Raw genomic sequence first — 25,364 nt, 5'->3', positions numbered from 1 at the left:
CCGTGACGGACATCGTCGACGAACTGAAGTGGCGTGGGCTGATCGCCCTCTCCACTGACGAGGACGCATTGCGCAAGGCGTTCGCGGACGGTCCCGTCACGTTCTATTGCGGCTTCGACCCGACCGCGCCCAGCCTGCACCTCGGCAACCTCGTGCAGATCCTGACGATGCGCCGGATCCAGCAGGCGGGCAACCGCCCGCTGGGCCTGGTCGGGGGCGCCACGGGTCTGATCGGCGACCCGAAGCCGACCGCGGAGCGCACGCTGAACTCTCCGGAGGTCGTCGCCCAGTGGGTCGAGCGGCTGCGTGCGCAGATCGCGCCACTGCTCGACTTCGAGGGCCCGAACGCGGCGGTCATGGTCAACAACCTGGACTGGACGCAGGGTCTGTCGGCCATCGAGTTCCTGCGGGACGTCGGCAAGTACTTCCGCGTCAACAAGATGATCGCGAAGGAGGCCGTCGCCCGACGGCTCAGCTCCGACGCGGGCATCGGCTACACCGAGTTCAGCTACCAGATCCTGCAGGGCATGGACTTCCTGGAGCTGTACCGCAGGCACGGCTGCACACTGCAGACCGGCGGCAGCGACCAGTGGGGCAACCTCACCTCGGGCACCGACCTGATCCACAGGGTCGATCCCGAGGCCGTGGTGCACGCGCTGGCCACACCGCTGATCACCAAGGCCGACGGCACCAAGTTCGGCAAGACGGAGTCCGGCACGATCTGGCTCGACCCCGAGATGACCACGCCGTACGCCTTCTACCAGTTCTGGCTGAACGCGGACGACCGGGACGTCTCCAAGTTCCTGCGCATCTTCAGTCTCAGGTCTCATGACGAGATCGAGGAGCTGGAGAAGCAGACCGAGGAGCGTCCGCAGGCGCGTGCCGCCCAGCGCGCGCTGGCGGAGGAGCTGACGACACTGGTGCATGGCGCCGACCAGACGGCCGCGGTGATCGCCGCGTCCCGCGCCCTCTTCGGGCAGGGCGAGCTGGCGGAGCTGGACGAGAAGACGCTGACGGCGTCGCTCGCCGAGGTGCCGCACGTCCAGGTCGCCGAGCTCGGTCCGGTCGTGGACCTGCTCGCCGAGGTCGGGCTGGTGGCCAGCAAGTCCGCTGCGCGACGGACCGTGAAGGAGGGCGGGGCCTACGTGAACAACGTCAAGGTCGCCGCGGAGGACTCCGTCCCGGGCAAGGAGGATCTGTTGCACGGGCGGTGGCTGGTGCTGCGACGCGGCAAGAAGAATCTTGCCGCCGTCGAGGTCACCGGGGCGTAATCGCCGTAGGGGTGCGGGGTGTCTGCGGGCCGCGGCTTCGTCGTGGTCGTTCGCGCCCACGCGGCGGAGCCGCGTGTCGATACAGCCTCGCGCCCCTTTGGGGCGCCCGCAGTCAAGCCCGTTGTTGTTTGTGCCTCCCCACAGTCGCCATGTACGCCATGTCGACCACGAAGACGATGATGATCGCGGCCGCGAGCTGGAACACGTGCCGGCTCCAGTCGATGCCCCGGGTCGAGTCGACGCCGACCGCGCGTGCGAGGGCGTTGCCGGCGATGGCGCCGAGCATGCCGCAGATGGTGGTCAGCCAGAGAGGGCTGTGCTGCTTGCCCGGGATGACCCCCTTGGCGATCAGACCCAGCACGAATCCGACGATGATCGCCCACAACCAGCCCATGGCTGCCTCCTCGTACGGCTCGACGTGAGCATTACTCCCAGTGTCGGCCCATGCACCGTACGGCGCATGTCGGGCACGGCTGTACGTGCCGCGGCTGAGGCCGCTCGCCCAGGCTGGAGGTGACCCGGTCTCGTAGGCGACGCAGGCGCGGCGTAACGTGGGACGTGTCCGGGTGTCGTCCTCTGACCGGGGTCGGACCCGACACGGGGACGGGGACAGTCCGATACGGACGGATGGTGGAATGTGATGCGGAAGCAGCATGGCGGCAATGGCCAGGTGTTCCGGATCACCGGGGCTCGGACGAGCCTCGACGAGGATGTGCGCGGCCGCCAGCGCAGGTACGTCATCTCGATGTCGGTCCGTACGGTGTCGGTGATCCTCGCGGCCACCCTGTGGAACGTCGAACGGCACGTCGCGATCGTGGCGTTGGTGCTCGGGCTGGTCCTCCCCTACATCGCCGTGGTGATCGCGAACGCCGGGCGGGAGAACGCGCCGTCGCTTCCGTCGACGTTCGTGCGTGCCCCGATGCGTCCGATGATCACGCCGCCGCGGACGAATGACGGCTTCGCGGAACCGGTCCCGGAAGACCTCGCGACCGAGCCGACACCGGGCGCAAGAAGCGAACCGCACGACCGTGCGTGATCACTGCGGAGGGCCACAAAGCGGAAGTCGGCTCCGCACCAAGCTCAAGAAAAGCTCAGATCAATCATGTTGTTCCAGTGCCGGGCGGCGGGTCACCCGTGACATACTTCGTAGGCGCTCCGCATCCCCCGTCGGAGCGACAGACCGACGCCGGGCAGCTCCCCCCGTGGCTGCTCGGCGTCGCCTTGTTTGTCGCTTCTTTTTGCCATGTTCAGCCCGGTTGTGAGACGAACCCGTGAGTGACGAGACCCCGATCTGCTCTGCCAAGGGCTGCCGTGCCGACGCCGTGTGGGTGCTCGCGTGGAACAACCCGAAGGTGCATACACCGGAGCGGCGCAAGACGTGGCTCGCGTGCGAGGAGCATCGGGAGCATCTGTCCCAATTCCTCGGCGTGCGCGGGTTCTTGAAGGACGTCGTGCTTCTGCGGGACTGGGAAGCGCAGGACGCCTGAGCGTCCTGACCGCGAGTCGGTCGTCGGGGCGCTTCACTAACCCCCGATGGCCGACATGGGGCGGTCCGGCTGGACGAAGGTCGGGTCGTCCAGGCCCGCCCCGGCCTTCTTGCCCCACATCGCCAGCCGCCAGATGCGGGCGATCTCCTCGTCGGGGGCGTCGGAGCGCAGGGCTGCGCGCAGGTCCGTCTCCTCCCTGGCGAACAGGCAGTTGCGTATCTGGCCGTCGGCCGTGAGGCGCGTGCGGTCGCAGGCCGCGCAGAACGGGCGGGTGACGGAGGCGATGACGCCGACGCTGTGCGGGCCTCCGTCCACGACCCAGCGCTCGGCGGGGGCGGAGCCGCGCTCGTCCGCGCCCTCCTCGGTCAGCTCGAAGCGCGTGCGCAGCGAGGCCAGGATGTCGCCCGCGGTGACCATGCCCTCGCGCTTCCAGCCGTGCTGGGCGTCCAGGGGCATCTGCTCGATGAAGCGCAGTTCGTAGTCGTGCTCCACGGCCCAGGCGAGCAGGTCCGGGGCCTCGTCCTCGTTCAACCCGGGCATCAGGACGGTGTTGACCTTGACCGGGGTCAGGCCCGCGTCGCGGGCGGCCTCGAGGCCCGCGATGACGTCCTTGTGCCGGTCCCGGCGGGTGAGGGTCTTGAAGACGTCCGGGCGGAGGGTGTCGAGGGAGACGTTCACCCGGTCCAGGCCCGCTGCCTTCAGGGCCGTCGCCGTGCGCCTGAGCCCGATGCCGTTCGTCGTCAGGGACATCTGGGGGCGGGGGCGCAGTGCGGCGACCCGCTCGACGATGCCGACCAGGCCCGGACGCAGCAGGGGTTCGCCGCCGGTGAAGCGGACCTCCTCGATGCCCAGGGAGGTGACGGCGATGTCGATCAGGCGGACGATCTCGTCGTCGCTGAGCAGGTCGGGCTTGGCCAGCCACTGCAGGCCCTCTTCGGGCATGCAGTACGTACACCGGAGGTTGCACCGGTCGGTCAGCGAGACCCGCAGGTCGGTGGCCACTCGGCCGTAGGTGTCGATGAGCACGTGGGCCCCCTCCCTCGTAGCGGATCAGTGCGGATCTGTCTTTCCCGTCACCTGCGAGCCTACGTGACCCCACCGACAACGACTCCGGCCCGATCCCACGAGGTACGGCGCGGCCGCGTCGTAGGGATCTACGACGCGGCCGCTCAGGGGGCGTGTTCGGTGGTCAGTGGGCGCCGGTGCCGGTCAGGGACCGGACCTCCAGCTCCGCGTACTTCTCGGTGTTCGGCTCCTCCTTGGACAGGTAGGTGCCGATGACGCCCAGCAGGAAGCCGACCGGGATCGAGATGATGCCGGGGTTCTCCAGCGGGAACCAGTGGAAGTCGGTGTCGGGGAACATCGACGTCTCCTTGCCGGAGACGACCGGCGAGAACAGCACCAGGCCGACCGCCGTGACCAGGCCGCCGTAGATCGACCACAGGGCTCCCTGGGTGGTGAACCGCTTCCAGAAGAGGCTGTAGAGGATGGTCGGCAGGTTGGCGGAGGCGGCGACCGCGAAGGCGAGGGCGACGAGGCCGGCCACGTTCAGGTCGCGGGCCATGGCGCCCAGCACGATGGAGACCGCGCCGATGCCGACCGTGGCCCAGCGGGCCGCGCGCAGCTCCTGCTTCTCGGTGGCCTGCCCCCTCTTGATGACGTTCGCATAGATGTCGTGCGCGAACGACGAGGACGAGGCCAGGGTCAGGCCTGCGACGACCGCGAGGATCGTGGCGAAGGCGACCGCGGAGATGGAGGCGAGAAGGATGGCGCCCCAGTTGGAGTCGACGCCGCCCAGATGCAGCGCCAGGAGGGGAGCCGCCGTATTGCCCGCCTTGTTGGAGGCGATGATCTCGGCCGGTTTGATCAGCGCCGCGGCGCCGAAGCCCAGCGCGAGCGTCATCAGGTAGAAGGCGCCGATGAGGCCGATCGCCCAGTTCACGGACTTACGGGCGGCCTTGGACGTGGGCACCGTGTAGAAGCGGATCAGGATGTGCGGCAGGCCCGCGGTGCCCAGGACCAGGGCGATGCCCAGGGAGATGAAGTCCAGCTTGGTGGTGCCGGTGGCGCCGTACTTCAGGCCGGGCTCCAGGAAGGCCGAACCCTTGGCGCTGTTGTCGGCGGCCTTGCCCAGCAGGTCGGAGATGTTGAAGTTGAACTTCAGCATCACCAGGAAGGTCAGCAGCAGGGCGCCCGCGATGAGCAGCACGGCCTTGACCATCTGGACCCAGGTGGTGCCCTTCATGCCGCCGATGGTGACGTACACGATCATCAGGACGCCTACGAGCGCGACGATGCCGATCTTGCCGGCGTCGCTGGTGATACCGAGAAGCAGGGAGACCAGGACGCCGGCGCCCGCCATCTGGGCCAGCAGGTAGAAGATCGAGACGACGATGGTGGACGTGCCGGCCGCCGTACGGACCGGGCGCTGGCGCATCCGATAGGCCAGGACATCGCCCATGGTGTAGCGGCCGGAGTTGCGCAGCGGCTCGGCGACCAGGAGCAGGGCGACGAGCCAGGCGACCAGGAAGCCGATGGAGTACAGGAAGCCGTCGTAGCCGAAGAGCGCGATGGCGCCCGCGATGCCGAGGAAGGACGCGGCGGACATGTAGTCGCCGGAGACGGCGAGGCCGTTCTGGAAGGCGGTGAACTGGCGGCCGCCGGCGTAGAAGTCTGCGGCGTCCTTCGTCTGGCGGCCCGCCCACACGGTGATGACGAGGGTTGCGACGACGAACACCGAGAAGAGGGTGATGATCAGCGGCCGGTGCTCGCTCGCCTCACCCGCGGCCAGCACGGTCTGCTGCGTGATGCTCATGCGTCGCCCTCCAAACGGGACTTGATCGCCTCGGCCTTGGGGTCGAGCTTGGCGGCGGAGTACCGCGAGTACCACCAGGCGATGAGGAACGTGGTGAGGAACTGGGCGAGGCCCAGCACCAGGGCGACGTTGATGTTGCCGAACAGCTTGGTGCCCATGAAGTCGTCCGCGTAGTTCGACAGCAGGACGTACAGCAGGTACCAGGCGATGAAGGCGACGGTCAGCGGGAAGGCGAAGGAGCGGTGGGCGCGGCGCAGTTCACCGAACTCCGCGCTCTCCTGCTCCGCGACGAACTCCTCGGTGGAGGGGAGTCGGGCTTGGGATTTCGAGGGGGGAGGTGTCTCGGTGGCCACGGAGTCTCCTCGCGTTGCGGATGCGGTTGTGACGGGGACAGGGAGCGAGTGTCCTAGTGCTCCCTGTCCAAGGTCACGGCGCCACGCGAGGGCAGGTTCAACTCCCTCGGCCACTTTCCGAAGTCACCCCCGGCAGGCATTGCTGGGGGTGACTTCGGACGATAGCTTCGGCACCTGCACCACCCGTCATGTACCTGCCCGAGCGCCACCGTGTCTCGGGCGGTTTCGTTTCCGGATGATGTGGAGATCCCATGGCTCATCTGCGTTCCAGACGCCGGCTCGCCCTCGCCGTGCCGGTCGTGCTGTCGCTGACCGCCTCGCTCGGCTTCCTGCCGGCGGCCGCGCAGGCCGCCCCGCGCGCGGAGTCGACGGCACAGGCCGCCGACGCGGAGAACTTCGCGTACCTCGTCAACACCAGGACGGACCATCACACGATCAAGTCGGTCAAGCAGGCGATCGCCGCGGCCGGCGGCACCGTCGTCGCCTCGTACGACAGGATCGGCGTGATCGTCGCCCACTCCACGAATGCCACCTTCGCCGAGCAGATACGCAAGGTGCGGGGTGTGCAGTCGGCGGGTGCCTCGCGCACCTCGCCAGTGACCGCGGCCGGGACGACGGACGAGGGAGCGGTGCGGTACCTCTCCAAGGCCGAGGCCGCGAAGGTGGCGAAGAGTTCGGCGGCCGGTGAGGAACCCCTCGAGGCCGACCAGTGGGACCTCAGAGCGATCGGCGCCGACAAGGCGGCCCGGATCGACCCGGGCAGCAAGAAGGTGACCGTCGCCGTCATCGACACCGGCGTGGACGACACCCACCCGGACATCGCGCCCAACTTCTCCGCCTCGCAGTCCGCGAACTGCGCGAGCGGCAAGGCGGACACGACGTACGGCGCCTGGCGGCCGGTGAACGACGGCAACCACTACCACGGCACCCATGTGGCGGGCGAGATCGCCGCGGCCCGCAACGGCATCGGTGTCGCGGGGGTCGCGCCCGGCGTGAAGGTCGCGAGCATCACCGTGGCGCAGCCGGACGCGAACTCGCTGTTCTTCCCGGAGAGCGTCGTGTGCGCCTTCGTGTTCGCCGCCGATCACGGCGTCGAGGTCACCAACAACAGCTACTACGTTGATCCGTGGCTGTACAACTGCATGGACGACCCCGATCAACGTGCCATCGTTGATTCGGTCAACAGGGCCCAGCTGTACGCCCAGCGCAAGGGCACGCTCAATGTCGCCTCGGCGGGCAACTCCAACGACGACCTCGACTCGAACGCCCTCACCGACGACTCCAGCCCCGACGACTCGACCCCCGTGACCCGGACGGTCGACCCGCACGAGTGCTTCGACATACCGACCCAGCTGCCGGGTGTCGTCACGGTCAGCGCGACGGGCGTCACGAGCGCCAAGTCGTACTACTCCAGCTACGGCGACGGCGTCATCGACGTCGCGGCGCCGGGCGGCGACAAGTTCAAGGCGGCGGACACGCCCTCGAAGGACGGCCGCATCCTGTCCACCCTGCCGAATAACCAGTACGGCTACCTCCAGGGCACGTCGATGGCCTCGCCGCACGTCGCTGCCGTCGCCGCGCTGCTGAAGTCGACGCACCCGCACGCGTCCCCGGCCCGGCTGCAGGCGCTCCTCAAGGCGCAGGCCGACAACCCGGGTTGCCCGACCGACCCGTACGACGGGAACGGCGACGGCGTCGTCGACGCGACCTGCGTGGGCGGCAAGCACGTCAACGGCTTCTACGGCTTCGGCATCGTCAACGCGTTGCGCGCGGTGAAGTAGAACCTGCGCGGGTGAAGCGAAGGGCCGGAGGGGTGCACCCCTCCGGCCCTTCTGCGTGCTGTGATGGTTCGGCCTCATATTGATTGAATCAATAATGCATAGTGATGCCATGACTGAAATCAAGATGGCCTGGGCCGAACTGGGCGGAGATCCCGCCCTGGCTTCGCGCGTCTCGACCGTCGTACGCCGGGGAGGACTCCAAGCGCGCCTTCCCGTGCGGGAGTTGGCGCGGGCCTGTGTCGGAGCGTGTGCGCTGGCCGCTGCCGAGTCGGGGGCGCGGCGGGGCGGGCTCGGGAAGGTGCCCGGGGTGCTGGTGGACGACGGGGCCGTCGCCGCGGCCTTCCACAGTGAGCGGCATCTGCTGGTCGACGGGCGGGTCCCGGTCGGCTTCGCGCCGCTGTCGCGGTTCTGGCGGACGGCGGACGGGTGGGTACGGACGCACGCGAACTATCCGCACCACCGGGCCCGGCTGCTGGGCGCGTTGGGGGTACGGGACGACGTGGCCGCCGTCGAGGCGGCGCTCGCCGAACGGTCCGCGCCGGCGGTCGAGGAGGCCGTGTACGCGGCCGGAGGGCTGGCCGTGGCGTTGCGGACACCCAAGGAGTGGGCCGCGCACCAGCAGGCGGCCGCGGTGGCCGCGCGGCCTCTCGTGGAGCGCGAGCGGCTCGACTCCGCACCCGCGCGCGTGCTGGCCCCGATCGACGGCGCTCCCCTGCTGCCCGCCGCCGGTCTGCGGGTCCTCGACCTGACCCGGGTCCTCGCCGGTCCGATCGCCACGCGCACGCTCGCCCTGCTGGGCGCGGACGTGCTGCGCGTGGACCCGCCGCACCTGCCCGAACTCCCCGACCAGCACGCCGACACGGGGTTCGGGAAGCGGTCGGCGACGTTGGACCTCGCGGCGGACAGACGGACCTTCGACGAGCTGCTCGCGGCGGCGGACGTCGTCGTCACCGGCTATCGCCCGGGCGCTCTGGACCGGTTCGGGCTCTCCCCGGAGGCACTCGCCGAGCGGCGGCCCGGGGTGGTCGTGGCGCAGGTGTCGGCATGGGGCGCGTACGGGCCGTGGCGTGAGCGGCGGGGCTTCGACAGCCTGGTGCAGGTGGCCTCGGGGATCGCCGCCGTCGAGGGCTCGGCGGAGCAGCCGGGTGCGCTGCCCGCGCAGGCCCTCGACCACGGGACGGGTTATCTGCTCGCGGCCGCCGTGCTGCGGGCGCTGACGGAGCAGTCGTACGAGGGTGGCAGCCGGCTCGTACGGCTGGCGCTGGCGCGGACGGCCGAGTGGCTCGTGAACGGCATCGGAGCCGGTGCCGCGGGCGACGACTCGTACGACGGGCCCGGGCCCTGGCTCGCCGAGACGGACAGTGCGCTCGGGCGGCTGCGGTACGTCCTGCCGCCGGTGTCCTTCGCGGGCGGGCCGACCGACTGGGCGCGGCCGCCGGTGCCCTGGGGGTCGGATTCCGCACGGTGGGTCTGAGCCAGGGGGCGACCGAAAACGTATCTTCGTGCGGAATGCCGTACCGCCAGTTGTTTTACTTCACTTGCCCGGCTCTGCGACGGCTGGTGAAGATCTCGAGGTGACCTTGCCCAGAACCACTGCCGGGGCGGCAGACGCGAGCGGGCCCGTACGGCGTCCCGGTGCCGGCCGGGCCGTCGCCGCCCTCGTCCTGGTGGCGCTGGCCTCCCTGATACCGCTGTTGGGCCCGTCCGCCGCGCTGCACGGCACCGGGGAGGCCGCCGCGCCGGGTGTCGGCGGCATCGCGCTGCTGCGGGTGGTGCTGTTCGCCGCGCTGTGCGTCCCCGTGGGCGAGCTGTTCGTGAACCGTCTGGTCCGCTCGCTGCCCGGTGCCCCCGTGGGCGCGCCCCGCAGCTGGTCCCCGTACACGGCCGTCGCCGGTTTCGTCGCCGCCCTGGGGCTCGCGTCCGTCGTGTCCACGGGCAATCTGGTGCCGCACAGCCTCGCCCAGATCGACGTCGGCGGACTGTACGACTCCCGGGAGGGCAAGCTCGCCCTGGTCCAGCTCAACGCCTTCCTCGCGGCCGCCCTGTGCGCCCGCTCGCGCCGCCCGGCCACCCAACTGTGGCCGGTGGCCGCGGTGATCGTGGCCGAGGCCCTGCGGGCGCATCCCACCACCGAGCACAATCCGCTCCTCGGGTCCGGGCTGACTCTCGTGCACCTGACCTGCGCGACGCTCTGGGCGGGCGGCCTGCTGCACGCGCTGCGGACACTGCGAGGGTGGGGTCCCTCCGAGGCGGGCGCGGCCCTGTTGGGGCTCTACGCGCGCGTGGCGGCAGTCCTGCTCGCCGTCATCACCGCGACCGGTGTGTGGAGTTCGCTGCGCCGGATGCCGTCGGCCACGATCCTGGATCAGCTGACGACGACGGCGTACGGGCGCACCCTGCTCGCCAAGGTGATCCTCGTGGCCGCCGTCGCCGTGCTCGCCCTGTGGGCGCGGATCCGGCTGGGCCGCGCCGCCGACCCGCTGACCGCCTGCTCCCCCGCGCGTGCGGAGGTCGTCGCCCTGGGGGTGGTGGTCGTGGTGTCGGGACTGCTGACGGCGCTGCCGCTGCCGATCCGCTGGTCGTGACGTCGATCGGTTGATCAACCATTGACGGGATTGATCCGAGGCCGATCCGAAGGCCGGCCCGGGGTTGATTGGGGCTTGATCAACCGTTGATGACGAGCACCTTGAGGGCCGTGCGCTCGTCCATCGCCTTGTAGCCGTCGGGGACGCCCTCCAGGCCGACCGTCATGTCGAAGACCGGCGAGGCGTCGAGGGCGCCGTCCAGGACGCCGGGCAGCAGCTCGGGGATGTAGGCGCGGACCGGTGCGACGCCGCCGCGGAGCGCGATGTTCCGGTCGAACATGACGCCGAGGTCGAGACCGGTGCCGCTGCCGTGCGGCACTCCGACGAAGCCGATCGCGCCGCCGTCGCGGGTGATGCCGACCGCCGTACGCATGGACTGCTCGGTGCCGACGGCTTCGACGACGGAGTGCGCGCCCTGTCCGCGGGTGAGTTCGCGCACGGCCTCGACGGCCGCGTCCCCGCGTTCGGCGACGACGTCGGTGGCGCCGAAGCGGCGCGCGATGTCCGTACGGACCTCGTGGCGGCCGAGTGCGATGATCCGCTCCGCGCCGAGCCGCTTGGCGGCGAGCACCGCGCACAGGCCGACGGCTCCGTCGCCGACCACGGCGACCGTGGCGCCCGGGCGAGCACCCGCACCGAGGGCGGCGTGGTGGCCGGTGCCGAGGACGTCGGAGAGGGTCAGCAGGGCGGACAGCAGGTGGTCGTCGGAGGCCGCGTCCTTGGGGAGCTGCACGAGGGTGCCGTCGGCGAACGGCACGCGCACGGCCTCGCCCTGGCCGCCGTCGTGTCCGACCGCGCCCCAGAAGCCGCCGTGCTCGCAGGAGGTGGTGAGGCCTTCGCGGCAGTAGTCGCAGACGCCGTCGGACCACATGAAGGGCGCGACGACGAGGTCGCCCCGGCGCACGGTGCTCACCTCGGAGCCGGTCTCCTCGACGATGCCGAGGAACTCGTGCCCGATGCGCTGCCCCGGCTGCCTGGCCGCCTCGCCGCGGTACGCCCACAGGTCGCTGCCGCAGATGCAGGCGCGCAGCACCCGCACGACGGCGTCGGTGGGCAGCTGCGCCACGGGCTCGGGGACGTCCTCCACGCGCGTGTCGTACGGGGCGTGGATGGTGGTGGCGCGCATGGCGAGGATCCTTCTCGTGCGGTGTCGTGGGTGCGCTCAGGGGGTGGTCGAGCGCCCTTCACGGTACGCCGTCGTCGTCGCGCGTCGCCCGCGAGGGCGCCGCGGACCAGGGGGAACGGCGCGGTCGCGGCCGAGAGCCGGGCCGTGTGCCCGCTACACCCCCGCCACCCCCAGCAGCGTCCCGGCCGCGTAGGTGACGCCCATCGCCAGCGCCCCGCCCACCACGTTCCGCAGGACCGCCGGGCCGGCCGCGGCGGAGCCCAGCCGTGCGCTGGACCAGCCGGTGAGCGCGAGCGCGGCCAGTACCGACACCACGGTGACCCACAACCGCCATTCCGCGGGCGGCAGCACGATCGCCAGCAGCGGCAGCAGCGCCCCCACGGTGAACGACACGAAGCTCGCCCACGCCGCGTGCCAGGGGTTGGTCAGCTCGTCCGGGTCGATGCCGAGCTCCACGCGCGCGTGCGCCCTGAGCGCGTCCCGTTCCGTCAGCTGCTCAGCCGCCTCCCGGGCCACCTCGCGCGACATCCCCCGCTCCTGGAGCAGCCCGGCCAGTTCCGCCAGTTCGGCCTCCGGCTGCTCCCGCAGCTCCCGCTTCTCCAGGGCGAGGGCGGCCTTCTCCGAGTCCCGCTGAGTGGAGACGGACACGTACTCCCCCGCGGCCATCGACATCGACCCGGCCAGCAGGCCCGCCAGCCCGGCGGTGAGCAGGGCCGAGCGGTCGTCCGTCGCGCCGGCCACACCGACGACGAGACCGGCGGTGGAGACGATGCCGTCGTTCGCGCCCAGCACGGCCGCTCGCAGCCAGTTCAGCCGCTCGCCCAGTGAGCCACTGTGCGCCTCGTCGTGCGTTGGTTCCGTCACTCCCGGAGGATCCCACCCCGGACGTCACCAGAACCGTACCGACGTCATCAGACCCGTACGGGCGTCAACTGACCCGAACTGCCGTCACCAGACCCGTACCGACGCTCCCCGCGCGAACGCCGGGCTCGTCGCGTCCGCCGGTGGTTCGGTCAGCGGCTCCGCCAACTCCGCCACCGTCGGCCCGACTTTCGCCGCGATCGGGTCCAGCAGGTCCAGGTCGAAGCCGTACACGCGGGCCGCGTTCCCGCCGACCATGGCGGCGACCTCGTCGCGCGGCACGCCCGCGTACGCGATGCGCAGGCCCTCGCGGGAGTACGGATACGTGCCCTCGTCGTGCGGATAGTCGCTGCCCCACATGATCTTGTCGATGCCGATGCGGTCGCGCAGGGGCACCTCGTGGGCGCGCATGAAGCTGGCGCCGACGAAGCAGTTCTCGCGCCACACCTCCGAGGGTGGCTTGCCCATGCGGGCGGCGAGGCCCGCGCCGAACTTGGCCTCTGCGGTGTTCGCCTTCGTCCCGGCCGCGACCAGGCGCCCGTGGTAGTAGTCCAGCATCTCGAGCACCCCGGGGATCCAGCCCGAGCCCTGCTCGGTCAGCACCAGCTTCAGCCCGGGGTGGCGGCGGAAGGCACCGCCGAAGACCAGGTGCCACAGGGCTCGGTGGGAGAACCAGGTCGTCTCGACCATGAACACCGCGCGCGCGGCCGGTTCGTCGCCCAGCGGCGGGGACGCCGTGCCCGCGTGGTGGTTCACGGGGACGCCCAGTTCCTCGCAGACCGCCCAGATGGGGTCGTACGCCTGCGAGTAGAGCTCCGGCAGACCCGAGCCCGGCGGCGTGCCGGGCAGCGTCAGACCGCCCCTGAGACCCGCCCCGGAGGCCCACCTGATCTCCTGCACCGCCGCGTCGACGTCGTTCAGGAGGATCTGGAAGACCCCCGCCCGCCGGCCCGGTGCCGCCGAGCAGAAGTCCGCGAGCCAGCGGTTGTGGGCGCGCAGCCCGGCCCAGCGCCGCTCGAACTCCTCGGCGGTCGGGGCGGGGGCCGTCAGGGAGCCGGACGGGAAGAACGGCGGGGTGGTGTTCGGGAACAGCACCTCCGCGACGATGCCGTCCTCCTCCAACTCCGCCACCCGGCGCTCGGAGTTCCAGTTCTTGTCGGCCGTGTCGGCGAGCAGGTCCTCGTACGGATTGACGTACGTCGCCGCCCACGCGTCGAACTCGTCGTGGTACCGCTTCTCCAGATAGGGCTTGTAGTCCAGGAGGTCCGCGCCCGCGTGGCAGTCGGCGGAGATGACGGTGTAGCGCTCGTCCGTGGTCATCGGTCCGCCCCCAGTACCGGGAAGTCGTGGTCGGTCAACCAGTGCCGGCCCACCTCGCGCGAGCGCGCCCAGGACACCGCCACGGCCTCCTGGTCGTCCTGCTGGCCGAGGTCGGCCGGGGTGGGGCCGATGCGGCGGGCCAGCGGGGTCAGCCTCTCGGCGTCGAAGCCGAAGACCTCCGCGGCCGCCAGGCCCAGCATGCGGCGCGTCTCCGTGACCGGGATGTCGTGGAAGGTGCGCCGCAGCCACGCGCGCGTGTCGGGCCAGGTGCCCTCGGGGTGCGGGAAGTCGCTGCCCCAGAGGATGTTGTCGACGCCGATCTCGTAGCGCTGGGCCAGTTCACGGCGCTTGGTGTTGGTCGCGCAGATGAAGACCTGGCGGTCCAGGTACTCGTGCGGCGGCCGTTTCACCTCCTGGAACGGAGACAGCTTCTTGCCGCCGTGCGCGCCCAGGAAGAGGCGGTCCATGAACCACAGGAGGTTCGGCAGCCACCAGCAACCCGACTCCGCCACACCGAACTTGAGGCCCGGGTGGCGCTCGAAGACGCCGGACCACAGGAGGAACCACAACGGCCTGGCGGGCCACCAGGTGACCTCGGAGACGAAGATCCCGAGGTGGTCGCCGTACTCGTGCCGCGGGGCGGCGCCCGAGTGCGTCACCACCGGCATCCCGCACTCGGCGGCCGCCGCCCACACCGGGTCGTAGCGGCGGTCGTGGTACGGCTCCTTGTCGACCCACATGGACGGGATCATCAGGGCGCCGAGGCCGGACTCCTTGGCGCGGTACACCTCGGCGACGACCCGTTCGGCGTCCGCCGTGATCGGCAACAGGGCGACCCCGCAGTGCCGTTCGGGGTGCTCCGACACGAAGTCCGCCAGCCAGCGGTTGTGCGCCTGCGCGCCCGCCATGCCCAACTCCGGGTCCTGGTCGCCGGAGAGGCCCAGGCCGACGCCGAAGGGTGCTGCCGTCCGGCTGTCCACGGCGTCGGCGTCCGGGAAGACGACCTCGGCGGCCACACCGTCGCCGTCGAGTTCCTTCAGTCGCTGCGCGGTGTCCCAACCCCCGCGCAGGCCTTCCTCGTTGTCCTGGAACCACTTCGTCGCGAACGCCTCGTTGCGGATGCCGAGCCGCGTCATCTCCGCGCGGCGCCGGTCGCGCCCGGCGAGGAAGCCGTCGAAGTCCCGGTGGAAGCGGGCGTCCAGGTAGGGCCGGTACTCCTCGGTGGGCAGCCCGGCGTGGCAGTCGGAGGAGATGATCAGGTACGGGTCCTGGTTCTGGTCGGTCACCATGGCCCCCTCGGTCGAGAACGACTAGTCGAGAATGAAGCTTTCGAGGTACGACGGGTTCGTGCGGTCGAGCATGGACCCGGCCCGCGCGCGGATCTGGGCGTCGCTGTGCTCGCTCGGCGGCAGCAGCCAGAAGCGGTCCGCGCGGATGCCGTCGACGACGAGCTCCGCGACCTCCTCCACCGGCGTGAAGTTGACCTCCTTGCCCGCGGCGCGCATCGCCGCCTCCCACTGGCCGAGGCTGCGGTACGGCGTCCGGCGCGGCCGCTCCTTCGCGTACCGCGCGGGCCGGTTGCGGTGCGACTCCCACAGGCCGGTGCGCAGCATGTGCGGCCCGGGGAAGAGCACCGACGCTCCCACGCGCGCGTGCTCGGCTCTCAGGTGGGCGTAGAGGGACTCGGTCATCGTCACGACGGCCGCCTTGGTGACGGCGTAGACGGAGGCGGTGGGCAGCGGGGAGATACCGCCGTCGCCGGAGGACGTGTTGACGACATGACCGGGTTGACCCGAGTTGATCATCCGTGGAACGAACGCCTGGACGCCGTGGAAGACGCCCCACACATTGACGGCGAAGGCCCACTTCCAATCGTTCGGCTCGTGCTCCCACATACGCCCTTCGGCGCCCGAGCCGACGCCGGCGTTGTTGCACAGGACGTGCACGGCCCCGTACGTCTCGTACACCGACTCGGCGAGATCCAGGACCTGTTGACGCTCGCCGACGTCGACCACGCGCGCGTGCACGTCGGCGCCCTCGGCGCGCAGCTCGGAGGCGGCCTTGTCCAGCGCCCCCTCCTCGACGTCCGCGAGGACGACCTTCATGCCCTCGGCCGCGAACCGCCGGGCCATCGCGAGCCCGACCCCGCTCGCCGCTCCGGTGACCACGGCGACCTGTCCGGCGTGAAGCTCCATCAGTGGCTCCCCTCCGGTGGCGCGTCGAGGATCTGCCGCGGATCGTCGTAGCGCTGGTGGATGTACGGCAACAGGGCCTCGGCGGCGACCCGTTCGACGACCCTGCCGCGCTGGTCGCTCGTCTTCTCGCCGAGGGTGATCTCGAGGAGGCGGCGGACCGGGAGGTCGGCCACGGGGTCGTACATGGACTCGCGCAGGACGACGTCCCCGGTGACGCGCTCCAGCCGGCGCACCTTCTCGTTGCGCAGGCAGTGCACGAGCACCGGATCGGCGTCGAAGCCCGAACCGTCCACCGCGGGAAGGAACTTGAAGTAGAAGTCGGTCTTCCGGCTCGGCTCCGGCAGCGGCAGTTCCTCGCCGACCGCACCGCGCACCTCGACGAAGGCGATGCCGTGCCGGGCCATCCAGGCGTGCACGACGAGCCCCTCCCGTTCGACCGTCACCTCGCCGAGCTTCTTGGGCTCCCCGAAGACCTCGCGACCGCCGGTGAGGGCCCGCTCGTGGGTCATCGGCATGACGAGCGGGTACCAGCCGTCGACGTCGGCATGACTGGCCGAGACCGCGAACGAGCCCGCGCCGAGCGGGTATCCGGGCAGGTCGACCTTGCTGATGTTCACCCGGACCAGGGGCCGGCCCGTGGGTTTCAGGGGCGGCGGAAGGACGGCCGCGAGCGCGTCCGGGTCGGTCTCCCAGAGGGCCGCCACACCGGTGGACCAGATGTCGGGAAGCTGTGCGCTCGCTGTGCGCGCGGCGGCGATCTCCGCCTCGGTCCGTGCCCCGTACCGTACGCGTGCCATACGCCGTACCGCCCTTCCGTCGACCGTCACACGCCGGGCGGGCAGCACGCTTGCACCGGGCGCCGAAAAGGTCCATAGCCGCGCGCACAGACATTCGCGCCATTCGCGGCACTCGAACAGACCGCCGCGCAAGGGCACCTGACGGACAGGACTGTCAGTGTCGGCCCGTATCCTCTGGGACCATGCTCGAAGACCTCGCGACCGCAGCGTCCTCCCCGACAGAGTGGCCGACCGCGTATCCGCAGGGATACGCGGTCGTCGACGTGGAGACCACCGGGCTGGCGCGCGACGACCGGATCATCTCCGCGGCCGTGTACCGCCTGGACGCGCGCGGCGAGGTCCAGGACCACTGGTACACGACGGTCAATCCGGAGCGGGACCCGGGGCCCGTGTGGATCCACGGTCTGACGAGCGACGTACTCGAGGGCGCACCCCTCTTCACTGACATCGCCGAGGAGTTCGCCGCCCGGCTGGACGGCCGGGTACTCGTCGCGCACAACGCGGTCTTCGACTGGCAGATGATCGCGCGGGAGTACGCGCGCGCGGAGCGCGAGGCGCCGGTGCGCCAGCGGCTGTGCACGATCGCGCTCTCCAAGGAGCTGGGCCTGCCGCTGCCCAACCACAAGCTGGAGTCGCTGGCCGCGCACTTCGGCGTCGTACAGCAGCGTGCGCACCACGCGCTGGACGACGCGCGCGTGCTGGCGGAGGCGTTCCGGCCGAGCCTCAGAGCGGCCGCGGCCGGCGGTGTACGGCTGCCGTTGCACGAGTGCCGGCCGCTGACGGAGTGGGCGGACCGGCCGGCGCCGCGGATCGGACAGCAGGCGGGCGGCGGCTACGGCAGCTACCGGCCGAGCAGTTGGCGCCCCGCCCGCAAAAGGCCCGCCTGCCCCTACCCCAACCCGGGGCGCTTCGAAGACGGCAAACCGCTCAAGCAGGGCATGCGGATCGCCTTCTCCGGAGACACCTCGATCGAGCGGGAGCTGCTGGAGGACCGCGCGGTCGAGGCCGGGCTGCACGTGGCGACGAGTCTGTCCCGGCTGACCAGCCTGCTCGTCACGAACGACCCCGACTCGGGTACGTCGAAGGTGGTCAAGGCCCGGCAGTTCGGCACACCGGTGGTGGACGAGGCGGCGTTCGGGCAGTTGCTCAGGGATGTCGAGCCGGCCTCGGATTGAGGAGCCGTACGGACGGGTGATTGGTGCGCGACTCGCCCGGCACCCGCTCGCCCGCGCGGCGCCGACGGCTCACCCTGTGGCGCATGGCGAGATGCGAAGTTTGCGGTAATGACTACGGAATGACCTTCGAGGTGCACGCGCAGGGCGCGGTGCATGTCTTCGACTGCTTCTCCTGTGCGATCCATCGCATGGCACCCATCTGCGAGCACTGCCGGGTGCAGATCATCGGTCAGGGTGTCGAGGTCGAGGGTCAGTGGTACTGCGGCGCCCACTGCGCCCGCTCGGCGGGGAAGGCGGGGATCGTCGACAAGGTGTGAGTCCGAAAGCCCCGACCGGCACCCGCCTGAATGCACCCCACGACCGAGTTGTACGGTCGTGGGGTGTACCGCTTCCTGTTGACCCGGCAGTGGGTGATCCTCACGCTGGTCGCCCTCCTTCTCATCCCCACGATGATCAGGCTGGGCATCTGGCAGATGCACCGCTACGAGGAGCGCAGCGCCCGCAACCAGCTGGTCTCCGACGCGCTGCACGCCAAGCCGGTGCCGGTGGAGGACATGACCTCGCCCGGGCACGCCGTCACCACTCACGACCGGTACCACACGGTTACGGCGACGGGTCACTTCGACACCAAGGACGAGGTCGTCGTCCGCCGCCGGACCAACGAGGACGACGAGGTCGGCTACCACGTCCTCACCCCGTTCGTCCTGACGGACGGCAAGGTCGTGCTGATCAACCGGGGCTGGATCCCCTCGAACGGTCCGAGCCAGACCGCGTTCCCCAAGGTTCCCGCGCCGCCGAGCGGCCAGGTCACCGTCAGCGGGCGGCTGATGCCCGACGAGACGACCGCGGCGAGCGGCATCAAGGACCTCAAGGGGCTGCCGGACCGGCAGATCATGCTGATCAACAGCGAGGAGCAGGCCCGCCGTCTGGGCGCCGAGGTGCTCGGCGGCTACATCCAGCAGACGGCGCCGGAGCCGAAGGGCGACACCCCGGAGCAGATCTCCGATCCGGGCCAGGAAGACGCCCCGCTGAACTACGCGTACATGATCCAGTGGTGGCTGTTCGCCGCGGGCGTCCCGTACGGCTGGTGGGTCCTGGTCCGGCGGGAGCGCCGCGACCGGACGGAGGCGGCCGACGAGGACGCGGCTCAGGCGGAGCCGGCCGCGGTCTGACTCTCACCGTCCGAAGCTGTCCCGCCAGTACAGGAACGTGCGCTCCGGCTCGGGCAGCAGGCTCCACGGATGGGGCGTCATATGGCGGCCGATGCGCCGGAAGACGGCGGCGGCCTCGGCCGGGCGGTGCGTCCGGATCAGGGCGAAGGCGAGGACGTTGAGGTCGAGGACGACCTCGGCGTGTGGCGCGGCGGTCGTGCCGAACCAGCCGGTCAGGGCCGCGGCCAGTTCGTCGGCCGCCCGGGGTTCGTGCCAGTGGCCGTCGGCCCCGAGGGACATCTGCCGCTGCCGGTGGGCGACGAGCTCCACCCGGGCCGCGACGGGGAGCAGGGCGAGCGGTGATCCGTGCGGTGCACGGGCCGCGCCCTGCCGGGCGAAGTCCAGCATGTCGACGACCGTGCCGTGTCCGCGCGGGGACAGATAGCGCAGCAGTTGGTGGTAGGCGGTCCGGTGCCAGGGGGCGCGGGTGACGGCCTCGCTCCACACGGGAACCGCGTCGCTGACCGGGACGGCGAAGGAGTGCATCAACTCCAGCAGCGCCAGCCAGGGAGTCGGGTCCTCGGGGCAGTACTCGGCGGCCCGCAGACACGCCTGTTCGGCCTCGCGGGCGGCGCCCCGGCCCTCGTCCGCGGCCCGCACCGACCGCTCCCATGCCCGCAGCACCAGGGCGTCCCCGTCGCCGGGCCGGGCGGCGACCCACCGCTCGGAGACCGAGGGCGGCAGGTTCCGCGCCAGCACCGAGACCCGGTGCACCCGGCGGTCCCAGTCCCGCCCCGTGTCGCCCAGCAACTCGGCGACCGGCTCCCAGAGCGGACGGCTGCGATCCACCCCGAGGCCGTGGAGCTGCCGGCCGGGGCGGAGCTCCTCCAGGGCCGAGTGCAGCGCGTGGTCGTCGAGTTCGGGACGGATCAGCAGGGCTGGTCGGCGTCTGAACATCGGGTCCTGTTCCCCTTGCTCCTGTGTCCCGGTCCCGGTCTCGTACAAGGCACGAGGTACGAGGTACGAGAAATGACGAATGCCGAATGACAAGTGACGAGTGACGAGTGACGAGTGAGCGACGAGTGAGCGACGAGGGGCGGGCGCCCGGTCGGGCGCCCGCCCCTCGGGCCTGTCCGGCGGGTCGGCCGGGCGTCGGACCGGCCCGGCAGCTCTGCCGGACGTCCGGCCGGATCGGCCGGCCATCGCGGTCAGCAGCAGCGGCCCTGCGGGTGGGTCTCGCGGTGCAGTGTGCGCACCACCTGGTACTCGCGGCGGGTCGGGACAGGTGCGTGCGGGTGGTGGCGCCGGTGACGCTCGCAGTAGCGGTCGTACTCGGCCTCGCCGGTCAGCTCCCGCAGGTACCAGTGCACGGTCCGCACCCACTGTCGGGCGTTCATGACCGGGCCCCGACCAGGGGTTCGCCGGCCTGCTCGGGCACCTCGATACGGGACTCGACGTACGGCGCCTCGGTGGTCGGCAGCGCTTCGGGCGACCGCACGGCCCGTACGCACACCACAGCCGCGTTCACGATCACGACCGCGACCAGCAGCAGGAACAGTGCGATCAGGACGCCGTCGACGGTGGAGTTGGTGACCACGGTGTGCATGTCGTCGAGGCTCTTGGCCGGCGGCAGCACCTGACCGGCGTCGATGGCGTCGGCGTACTTGGCGCGCTGGGCGAAGAAGCCGACCTTGGCGTCGTCGGAGAAGATCTTCTGCCAGCCCGCGGTGAAGGTGATCGCCACCACCCAGGCGAGCGGGACGGCGGTGACCCAGGCCCAGCGCAGGCGGCCGGACTTGATCAGGACCGTCGTGCAGACGGTGAGGGCGACGGCGGCCAGCAGCTGGTTGGCGATGCCGAAGAGCGGGAAGAGCTGGTTGATTCCGCCGAGCGGGTCGGTGGCGCCGCTGTAGAGGAAGTAGCCCCAGGCGGCCACGACCAGGCCGCTGCACAGCCAGATGCCCGGCTTCCAGTTGACCCGGCCGATCGGCTTCCACACGTTGCCGAGCATGTCCTGGAGCATGAAGCGCCCGACCCGGGTGCCCGCGTCGACGGTGGTCAGGATGAACAGTGCCTCGAACATGATCGCGAAGTGGTACCAGAAGGCCTTCATGGCGGTGCCGCCGAAGATGCCGGAGAAGATCTCCGACATGCCGACCGCCAGGGTCGGGGCGCCGCCGGAGCGGGCGATCAGGGTCTGTTCCTCGACCGCGTTGGCGGCGTGCGTCAGCTGGTCGGGGGTGATGGTGAAGCCGAGGCCCGCCACCGCGTGGGACGCCGATTCCGCCGTCGTACCGAGCAGTCCGGCGGGGGCGTTCATCGCGTAGTACAGGCCGGGTTCGAGGGTGGCCGCGGCGATCAGGGCCATGATCGCGACGAACGACTCCATCAGCATGGCGCCGTAGCCGATCATCCGGATCTGGGACTCCTTCTGGATCAGCTTCGGCGTGGTGCCGGAGGAGACCAGGGCGTGGAAGCCCGACAGGGCGCCGCAGGCGATCGTGATGAAGAGGAAGGGGAAGAGGGAGCCGGCGAAGACCGGGCCCGCGCCCGAGGTGGCGAACTTGCTGACCGCGTCCGCGTGCAGCACGGGCGCGGCGACCACGACGCCCACCGCGAGGAGCGCGATGGTGCCGATCTTCATGAAGGTGGAGAGGTAGTCGCGCGGCGCGAGCAGCATCCAGACCGGGAGCACGGAGGCGACGAAACCGTAGCCGATCAGGCAGAAGACGAGGGTCGTGGGGCTGAGGGTGAAGGTGGACGCCAGCGAGGAGTTCTGGACCCAGCTGCCGCCGGCGATCGCCAGCAGGAGCAGCACCACGCCGATGAGGCTGGTCTCCACGACCCGGCCGGGGCGGATGCGGTGCAGCCAGAAGCCCATGAACAGGGCGATGGGGACGGTCATCGCGACGGAGAAGGTGCCCCACGGGGAGTGCGCGAGGGCGTTGACCACGACCAGGGCCAGCACGCCCAGCAGAATGATCATGATGGCGAACACTGCGATCAGCGCCGCCGCCCCGCCCGCCCGGCCGATCTCGTCACGGGCCATCTGCCCGAGCGACTTGCCGTCCCGCCGCATCGAGAGGAACAGGACCACCATGTCCTGCACCGCTCCCGCGAAGATCACCCCGGCCACGATCCAGATCGTGCCGGGCAGGTAGCCCATCTGCGCCGCGAGCACCGGTCCGACCAGCGGTCCGGCGCCGGCGATGGCGGCGAAGTGGTGGCCAAGGAGCACCCGGCGGTCGGTGGGGTGGAAGTCGACGCCGTCCTCCATGCGTTCGGCCGGCGTGGCCCGGCGGTCGTCCGGCTTCAGGATGCGGCGGACGATGAAGCGGGAGTAGAAGCGGTAGGCGATGGCGTACGAGCCGAGCGCGGCCACCACCAGCCAGACCGCCGAGATCTTCTCGCCCCGGGCCAGGGCGAGGACGCCCCAGGCGACCGCGCCGAGCAGGGAGACGGTGGCCCACAGCAGGACCGACCGTGGTGACATACGTGTCTTTTCTGGCTTTTCGGGCGCCTGAAGGGCGGACGCGGGCATGGCGGCTCCTCACCTCTACGGGTGTGCGAACTACGGGGTGTGCGAACTACGGGTGGGCGAACCGGGGGTGTGCCCTCGGCGGGGAATGCGGCTCAGCGATGTCGGTCCGTCAGCGCGTACGCGGCGAGCAGGCAGAGGCCGCACCCCGGCACCCAGGCGAGCTGGTACCAGTAGAAGAACGGCGTGCCCGCCAGCCGCGGCTCCGCGCCGGCGTACCAGGGGACCCACAGCAGACCCGCGGCGGGTGCGAGGAGCAGTACGGCGATCGCGACGCGCCGTAGCCGGTGATGACCGGTCCGTGCCATGACCTGCGCTCCTCTCCCGTTCGCTGTGGGTCTGTGCAAGAGTTGCCCACTCCCCGGATCCGGTTGACAGCGAATTTCCGGGAAATTTCCCGCCGGTTCCGTGTCATCCGTTCCGGCCGCCCGCGCAACTCTCCCGCGAGGGCACACACCAAGGACGGTGACCCATGGCCGATGGCGCCATGACCGCGACGTTTCTCGCCGTGATCGGCGGAGCGTCGCTGCTGGCCGTCACCGCGCGGCGCCTGCACCCGAGCGACCGGCTGCCGTCCCTGGAGGGCTGGGCGCTGGCCGACCGGAGCCTGGGTCCGGTGTGGACCTGGTTCCTGCTGGGCGGCACGATCTTCACCGCGTACACCTTCACCGCCGTACCGGGACTCGCGTACGGCAACGGGGCGCCCGCCTTCTTCGCCGTGCCGTACACGGTGATCGTCTGTCCGCTCGCCTTCGTGCTGCTGAGCCGCCTGTGGACGGTGGCCCGCCGGCACGGCTACGTCACCGCCGCCGACTTCGTGCGCGGCCGGTACGGGTCGCCGCCGCTGGCCCTGGTCGTCGCGCTGACCGGGATCCTGGCGACGATGCCGTATCTGGCGCTGCAACTGCTCGGTATAAGGGCGGTGTTGACGGCCGGGGGCGTGTATCCGCGGGGCGTGGCCGGGGACCTGGTGATGGTGGCGCTGTTCGCGGGGCTCGCGGTGGCCACCTACCGGCACGGGCTGCGGGCGCCGACGGTCATCTCGGCGCTCAAGGCCGTCGCGGTCTTCGTCTCGCTCACCGCCGTGTGCTGGCTGGTCCTGGAACGGCTCGGCGGGCCGGGCCCGGTCTTCGACGGGGCGGCGCGGCGGCTCGGGACTCCGCTTCTGCTGTCGCCCGCGCAGCAGCCCGCCTACGCCACCCTCGCCCTCGGCTCCGCGCTCGCCCTGCTGATGTACCCGCATGTGCTGACCGCCGGGTTCGCCGCCGACGGGCCGCGCACCCTGCGCAAGGTCTGCGTGGCCCTGCCCGCCTGGACGGGGCTGCTCGCCCTGTTCGGGTTCCTCGGCATCGCGGCCCTCGCGGCCGGGGTGCGCGCGCCGAAGGGCGGCGCCGAGTCGGCCGTACCGATGCTGGTGGACCGGCTGATGCCGGGGCCACTGGCCGGGCTGGTGTTCGGCGCGATCACCGTGGGGGCGCTGGTCCCGGCCGCGGTGATGTCGATAGCGGCCGCCACGAGTTTCGTACGCAATGTGTACGTCGAATACGTGCATCCCACGGCCACGCCCAAGCGGCAGGTGCGCATCGCCAAAGCGGTGTCGCTCACGGCGAAGGTGGGGGCGGTCGCGTTCGTGTTCGGGCTGCGCGACCAGGACGCCGTCAACCTCCAACTGCTCGGCGGGGTCTGGATCCTGCAGATCTTCCCGGCCGTGGCCGTCGGCCTGTTCACCGGCCGCCTGCACCCGCGGGCGCTGCTGGCCGGGTGGGGCGTGGGCATGCTGGCCGGGACCTACATGGTCGTGCGCGAGGGGTTCTCGTCCATCGTGGCCCTCGGCTTCGGACCGCTGGAGATCTACGCCGGGCTCGCCGCCCTCCTGCTCAACCTGATCGTCGCGGTGGCCGGCACCGCTGCCCTCGAACGCCTCGGTGTCCCGCGCGGCGCCGACCTGACCGACCTGCCGTCCCGCCTGACCATCAGGCGGCACCCGGAGACGGGAGCGCACCAACCGTGAGACGCAGACACCCAACTCCCCTGCCGGAGCCGTATGTCGAGCCACCGGGCGAGACCCTCGCACCCGCCCTGGCCGACCCGGCCGAGGTGGAGCGCGAGGCCGCTCTCGCCCGGCTCTTCGAGCTGCACTACTCCTCGATGCTGCGCCTCGCCGTGCTGCTCGGCGCGGACGACCCGGAGAACGTGGTGGCCGAGGCGTACTACCAGATCTACCGCAAGTGGCGGCGGCTGCGGGACGTCGAGGCGGCGGAGGCGTATCTGCGCTCCACCGTCTGCAATCTGACCCGGATGCGCATACGTCACCTCCAGGTCGCCCGCAGGCACGTGGAGAACCCGCCCGTTCCGCCGGACGAGACCGTCGCCTCCGCCGAGAGCGCGGCGCTGCTGCGCGACGACCAGCGCGTCCTGATCGACGCGCTCCAGGTGCTGCCGGCCCGGCAGCGCGAGGCACTGGTGCTGCGGCACTGGCTCGGGCTGAAGGAGAGCGAGATCGCCGCCGCGATGGGGATCTCCGCCGGCTCGGTCAAGACACACACGGCACGCGGCCTCGCCGCTCTCACCCAGGCGATGGAGGCCCGGCGATGACGCATCGTGGCACCAGTCCGGACCGCACGGAGCGGGAACTGAGCGAGGCCCTCGCCGCGCTCGCCGACGGGGTGCATGCCGCCCCGGACGCCTATCGCACGGCACGCGGCGAATGGCTGCGGCGCGAACGACGCCGACGGCTCGTCCTCGCCGTACTGATCACCGTGGTGTTCGCCCTGGCCACGCTGATCGGCCTGTGGGTGCTGAACCAGACGCCGTCGCACGCGGGCGTGATCTTCTCGACGACCGCCGTGACCCATTCGTCACTCCCCCGGCCCCTCCCCTGATTGCCCCGCCCCCGCACCGGGAACTCG

The 25,364-nt window shown here is 71.0% G+C and carries 26 protein-coding genes; 12 read left to right on the top strand and 14 right to left on the bottom strand.

The window, feature by feature from the left end; all coding sequences use genetic code 11:
* Nucleotides 1-2: 2 nt before the first annotated feature.
* Nucleotides 3-1,271 carry a tyrosine--tRNA ligase gene (gene tyrS / locus OG303_RS38215; RefSeq protein WP_405874344.1) on the top strand — a complete coding sequence of 423 codons (1,269 nt, stop codon included), beginning with the start codon at nucleotides 3-5 and terminating at the stop codon, nucleotides 1,269-1,271.
* A gap of 112 nt (nucleotides 1,272-1,383) precedes the next feature.
* Here the strand turns inward: tyrS and OG303_RS38210 are convergent, their stop codons facing one another.
* Complete coding sequence (locus OG303_RS38210; protein ID WP_405874342.1) at nucleotides 1,384-1,665, bottom strand: GlsB/YeaQ/YmgE family stress response membrane protein; 282 nt, start codon at nucleotides 1,663-1,665, stop codon at nucleotides 1,384-1,386.
* 246 nt (nucleotides 1,666-1,911) lie between these two features.
* Between OG303_RS38210 and OG303_RS38205 the strand changes: the two genes are divergently transcribed.
* Complete coding sequence (locus OG303_RS38205; protein ID WP_405874340.1) at nucleotides 1,912-2,307, top strand: DUF3099 domain-containing protein; 396 nt, start codon at nucleotides 1,912-1,914, stop codon at nucleotides 2,305-2,307.
* A 235-nt stretch (nucleotides 2,308-2,542) separates the two neighbouring features.
* A complete protein-coding gene (locus OG303_RS38200; protein WP_405874339.1) occupies nucleotides 2,543-2,758 on the top strand; it encodes a hypothetical protein in 216 nt (71 codons plus the stop codon).
* A 36-nt stretch (nucleotides 2,759-2,794) separates the two neighbouring features.
* Here OG303_RS38200 and moaA read toward each other — a convergent pair whose 3' ends face one another.
* The 3 genes from moaA to OG303_RS38185 all read right to left on the bottom strand — a co-directional run bounded on the left by moaA (nucleotide 2,795) and on the right by OG303_RS38185 (nucleotide 5,926).
* Nucleotides 2,795-3,784 (bottom strand): GTP 3',8-cyclase MoaA, encoded by a 990-nt coding sequence (moaA, locus tag OG303_RS38195; protein WP_405874338.1) that lies wholly within the window; start codon nucleotides 3,782-3,784, stop codon nucleotides 2,795-2,797.
* Nucleotides 3,785-3,947: 163 nt separating this feature from the next.
* Nucleotides 3,948-5,573 (bottom strand): cation acetate symporter, encoded by a 1,626-nt coding sequence (locus OG303_RS38190; RefSeq protein ID WP_405874336.1) that lies wholly within the window; start codon nucleotides 5,571-5,573, stop codon nucleotides 3,948-3,950.
* Nucleotides 5,570-5,926, bottom strand: coding sequence for a DUF485 domain-containing protein (locus OG303_RS38185; RefSeq protein ID WP_405874334.1), 357 nt, complete (start codon nucleotides 5,924-5,926; stop codon nucleotides 5,570-5,572). Before OG303_RS38185 ends, OG303_RS38190 begins: the two co-directional genes overlap by 4 nt.
* 251 nt (nucleotides 5,927-6,177) lie before the next feature.
* Here OG303_RS38185 and OG303_RS38180 point away from each other — a divergent pair, with 251 nt between their 5' ends.
* The 3 genes from OG303_RS38180 to OG303_RS38170 all read left to right on the top strand — a co-directional run bounded on the left by OG303_RS38180 (nucleotide 6,178) and on the right by OG303_RS38170 (nucleotide 10,292).
* On the top strand, nucleotides 6,178-7,707 hold the full coding sequence (locus tag OG303_RS38180) for a S8 family peptidase (protein ID WP_405874333.1): 1,530 nt from the start codon (nucleotides 6,178-6,180) through the stop codon (nucleotides 7,705-7,707).
* Between the two features lie 109 nt (nucleotides 7,708-7,816).
* Nucleotides 7,817-9,181, top strand: coding sequence for a CoA transferase (locus OG303_RS38175; RefSeq protein ID WP_405874331.1), 1,365 nt, complete (start codon nucleotides 7,817-7,819; stop codon nucleotides 9,179-9,181).
* Nucleotides 9,182-9,281: 100 nt separating this feature from the next.
* Entirely contained in the window at nucleotides 9,282-10,292 is a 1,011-nt protein-coding gene (locus OG303_RS38170; protein ID WP_405874329.1) for a CopD family protein, read from the top strand.
* 79 nt (nucleotides 10,293-10,371) lie between these two features.
* Here OG303_RS38170 and OG303_RS38165 read toward each other — a convergent pair whose 3' ends face one another.
* The 6 genes from OG303_RS38165 to OG303_RS38140 form a co-directional block, all read right to left on the bottom strand.
* Nucleotides 10,372-11,418, bottom strand: coding sequence for a zinc-dependent alcohol dehydrogenase family protein (locus OG303_RS38165; protein ID WP_405874327.1), 1,047 nt, complete (start codon nucleotides 11,416-11,418; stop codon nucleotides 10,372-10,374).
* Nucleotides 11,419-11,571: 153 nt separating this feature from the next.
* Complete coding sequence (locus OG303_RS38160) at nucleotides 11,572-12,282, bottom strand: VIT family protein (RefSeq protein WP_405874325.1); 711 nt, start codon at nucleotides 12,280-12,282, stop codon at nucleotides 11,572-11,574.
* A gap of 84 nt (nucleotides 12,283-12,366) precedes the next feature.
* Nucleotides 12,367-13,599, bottom strand: coding sequence for an amidohydrolase family protein (locus OG303_RS38155; RefSeq protein WP_405874324.1), 1,233 nt, complete (start codon nucleotides 13,597-13,599; stop codon nucleotides 12,367-12,369).
* Complete coding sequence (locus tag OG303_RS38150) at nucleotides 13,596-14,888, bottom strand: amidohydrolase family protein (protein WP_405874322.1); 1,293 nt, start codon at nucleotides 14,886-14,888, stop codon at nucleotides 13,596-13,598. Before OG303_RS38150 ends, OG303_RS38155 begins: the two co-directional genes overlap by 4 nt.
* Nucleotides 14,889-14,909: 21 nt before the next feature.
* On the bottom strand, nucleotides 14,910-15,794 hold the full coding sequence (locus OG303_RS38145) for an SDR family NAD(P)-dependent oxidoreductase (RefSeq protein ID WP_405874321.1): 885 nt from the start codon (nucleotides 15,792-15,794) through the stop codon (nucleotides 14,910-14,912).
* Nucleotides 15,794-16,591: an acetoacetate decarboxylase family protein gene (locus OG303_RS38140; protein ID WP_405874319.1), complete on the bottom strand. Its 798-nt coding sequence runs from the start codon at nucleotides 16,589-16,591 to the stop codon at nucleotides 15,794-15,796. Before OG303_RS38140 ends, OG303_RS38145 begins: the two co-directional genes overlap by 1 nt.
* A gap of 182 nt (nucleotides 16,592-16,773) precedes the next feature.
* Here OG303_RS38140 and OG303_RS38135 point away from each other — a divergent pair, with 182 nt between their 5' ends.
* The 3 genes from OG303_RS38135 to OG303_RS38125 all read left to right on the top strand — a co-directional run bounded on the left by OG303_RS38135 (nucleotide 16,774) and on the right by OG303_RS38125 (nucleotide 18,938).
* On the top strand, nucleotides 16,774-17,766 hold the full coding sequence (locus OG303_RS38135; RefSeq protein ID WP_405874317.1) for a DEDDh family exonuclease: 993 nt from the start codon (nucleotides 16,774-16,776) through the stop codon (nucleotides 17,764-17,766).
* Between the two features lie 83 nt (nucleotides 17,767-17,849).
* Nucleotides 17,850-18,083 carry a hypothetical protein gene (locus OG303_RS38130; protein ID WP_405874316.1) on the top strand — a complete coding sequence of 78 codons (234 nt, stop codon included), beginning with the start codon at nucleotides 17,850-17,852 and terminating at the stop codon, nucleotides 18,081-18,083.
* Between the two features lie 63 nt (nucleotides 18,084-18,146).
* The gene (locus tag OG303_RS38125; RefSeq protein WP_405874315.1) at nucleotides 18,147-18,938 is read left to right on the top strand and encodes an SURF1 family protein; all 792 of its coding nucleotides are present in this window, start codon (nucleotides 18,147-18,149) and stop codon (nucleotides 18,936-18,938) included.
* A gap of 3 nt (nucleotides 18,939-18,941) precedes the next feature.
* Here the strand turns inward: OG303_RS38125 and OG303_RS38120 are convergent, their stop codons facing one another.
* The 4 genes from OG303_RS38120 to OG303_RS38105 all read right to left on the bottom strand — a co-directional run bounded on the left by OG303_RS38120 (nucleotide 18,942) and on the right by OG303_RS38105 (nucleotide 22,763).
* Nucleotides 18,942-19,874: a hypothetical protein gene (locus OG303_RS38120; protein WP_405874313.1), complete on the bottom strand. Its 933-nt coding sequence runs from the start codon at nucleotides 19,872-19,874 to the stop codon at nucleotides 18,942-18,944.
* 251 nt (nucleotides 19,875-20,125) lie between these two features.
* Complete coding sequence (locus OG303_RS38115) at nucleotides 20,126-20,314, bottom strand: YbdD/YjiX family protein (protein WP_405874311.1); 189 nt, start codon at nucleotides 20,312-20,314, stop codon at nucleotides 20,126-20,128.
* Nucleotides 20,311-22,410 carry a carbon starvation CstA family protein gene (locus OG303_RS38110; RefSeq protein WP_405874309.1) on the bottom strand — a complete coding sequence of 700 codons (2,100 nt, stop codon included), beginning with the start codon at nucleotides 22,408-22,410 and terminating at the stop codon, nucleotides 20,311-20,313. Before OG303_RS38110 ends, OG303_RS38115 begins: the two co-directional genes overlap by 4 nt.
* 140 nt (nucleotides 22,411-22,550) lie before the next feature.
* Nucleotides 22,551-22,763 (bottom strand): DUF3311 domain-containing protein, encoded by a 213-nt coding sequence (locus OG303_RS38105; protein ID WP_403455193.1) that lies wholly within the window; start codon nucleotides 22,761-22,763, stop codon nucleotides 22,551-22,553.
* A gap of 164 nt (nucleotides 22,764-22,927) precedes the next feature.
* On the opposite strand from OG303_RS38105, the gene OG303_RS38100 reads away from it, so the two are divergent.
* Genes OG303_RS38100 through OG303_RS38090 form a run of 3 tightly spaced genes read left to right on the top strand, consistent with a single transcriptional unit; the run spans nucleotide 22,928 to nucleotide 25,337 of the window.
* Nucleotides 22,928-24,466 carry a sodium:solute symporter gene (locus OG303_RS38100; RefSeq protein WP_405874308.1) on the top strand — a complete coding sequence of 513 codons (1,539 nt, stop codon included), beginning with the start codon at nucleotides 22,928-22,930 and terminating at the stop codon, nucleotides 24,464-24,466.
* Nucleotides 24,463-25,050 (top strand): RNA polymerase sigma factor, encoded by a 588-nt coding sequence (locus OG303_RS38095; protein WP_405874307.1) that lies wholly within the window; start codon nucleotides 24,463-24,465, stop codon nucleotides 25,048-25,050. Before OG303_RS38100 ends, OG303_RS38095 begins: the two co-directional genes overlap by 4 nt.
* The gene (locus OG303_RS38090) at nucleotides 25,047-25,337 is read left to right on the top strand and encodes a hypothetical protein (RefSeq protein ID WP_405874305.1); all 291 of its coding nucleotides are present in this window, start codon (nucleotides 25,047-25,049) and stop codon (nucleotides 25,335-25,337) included. Before OG303_RS38095 ends, OG303_RS38090 begins: the two co-directional genes overlap by 4 nt.
* Nucleotides 25,338-25,364 lie beyond the last annotated feature (27 nt).

Source organism: Streptomyces sp. NBC_00005 (assembly GCF_045160215.1).
Taxonomy (GTDB): Bacteria; Actinomycetota; Actinomycetes; order Streptomycetales; family Streptomycetaceae; genus Streptomyces.
This window is presented reverse-complemented; position numbering and strand designations above follow the sequence as displayed.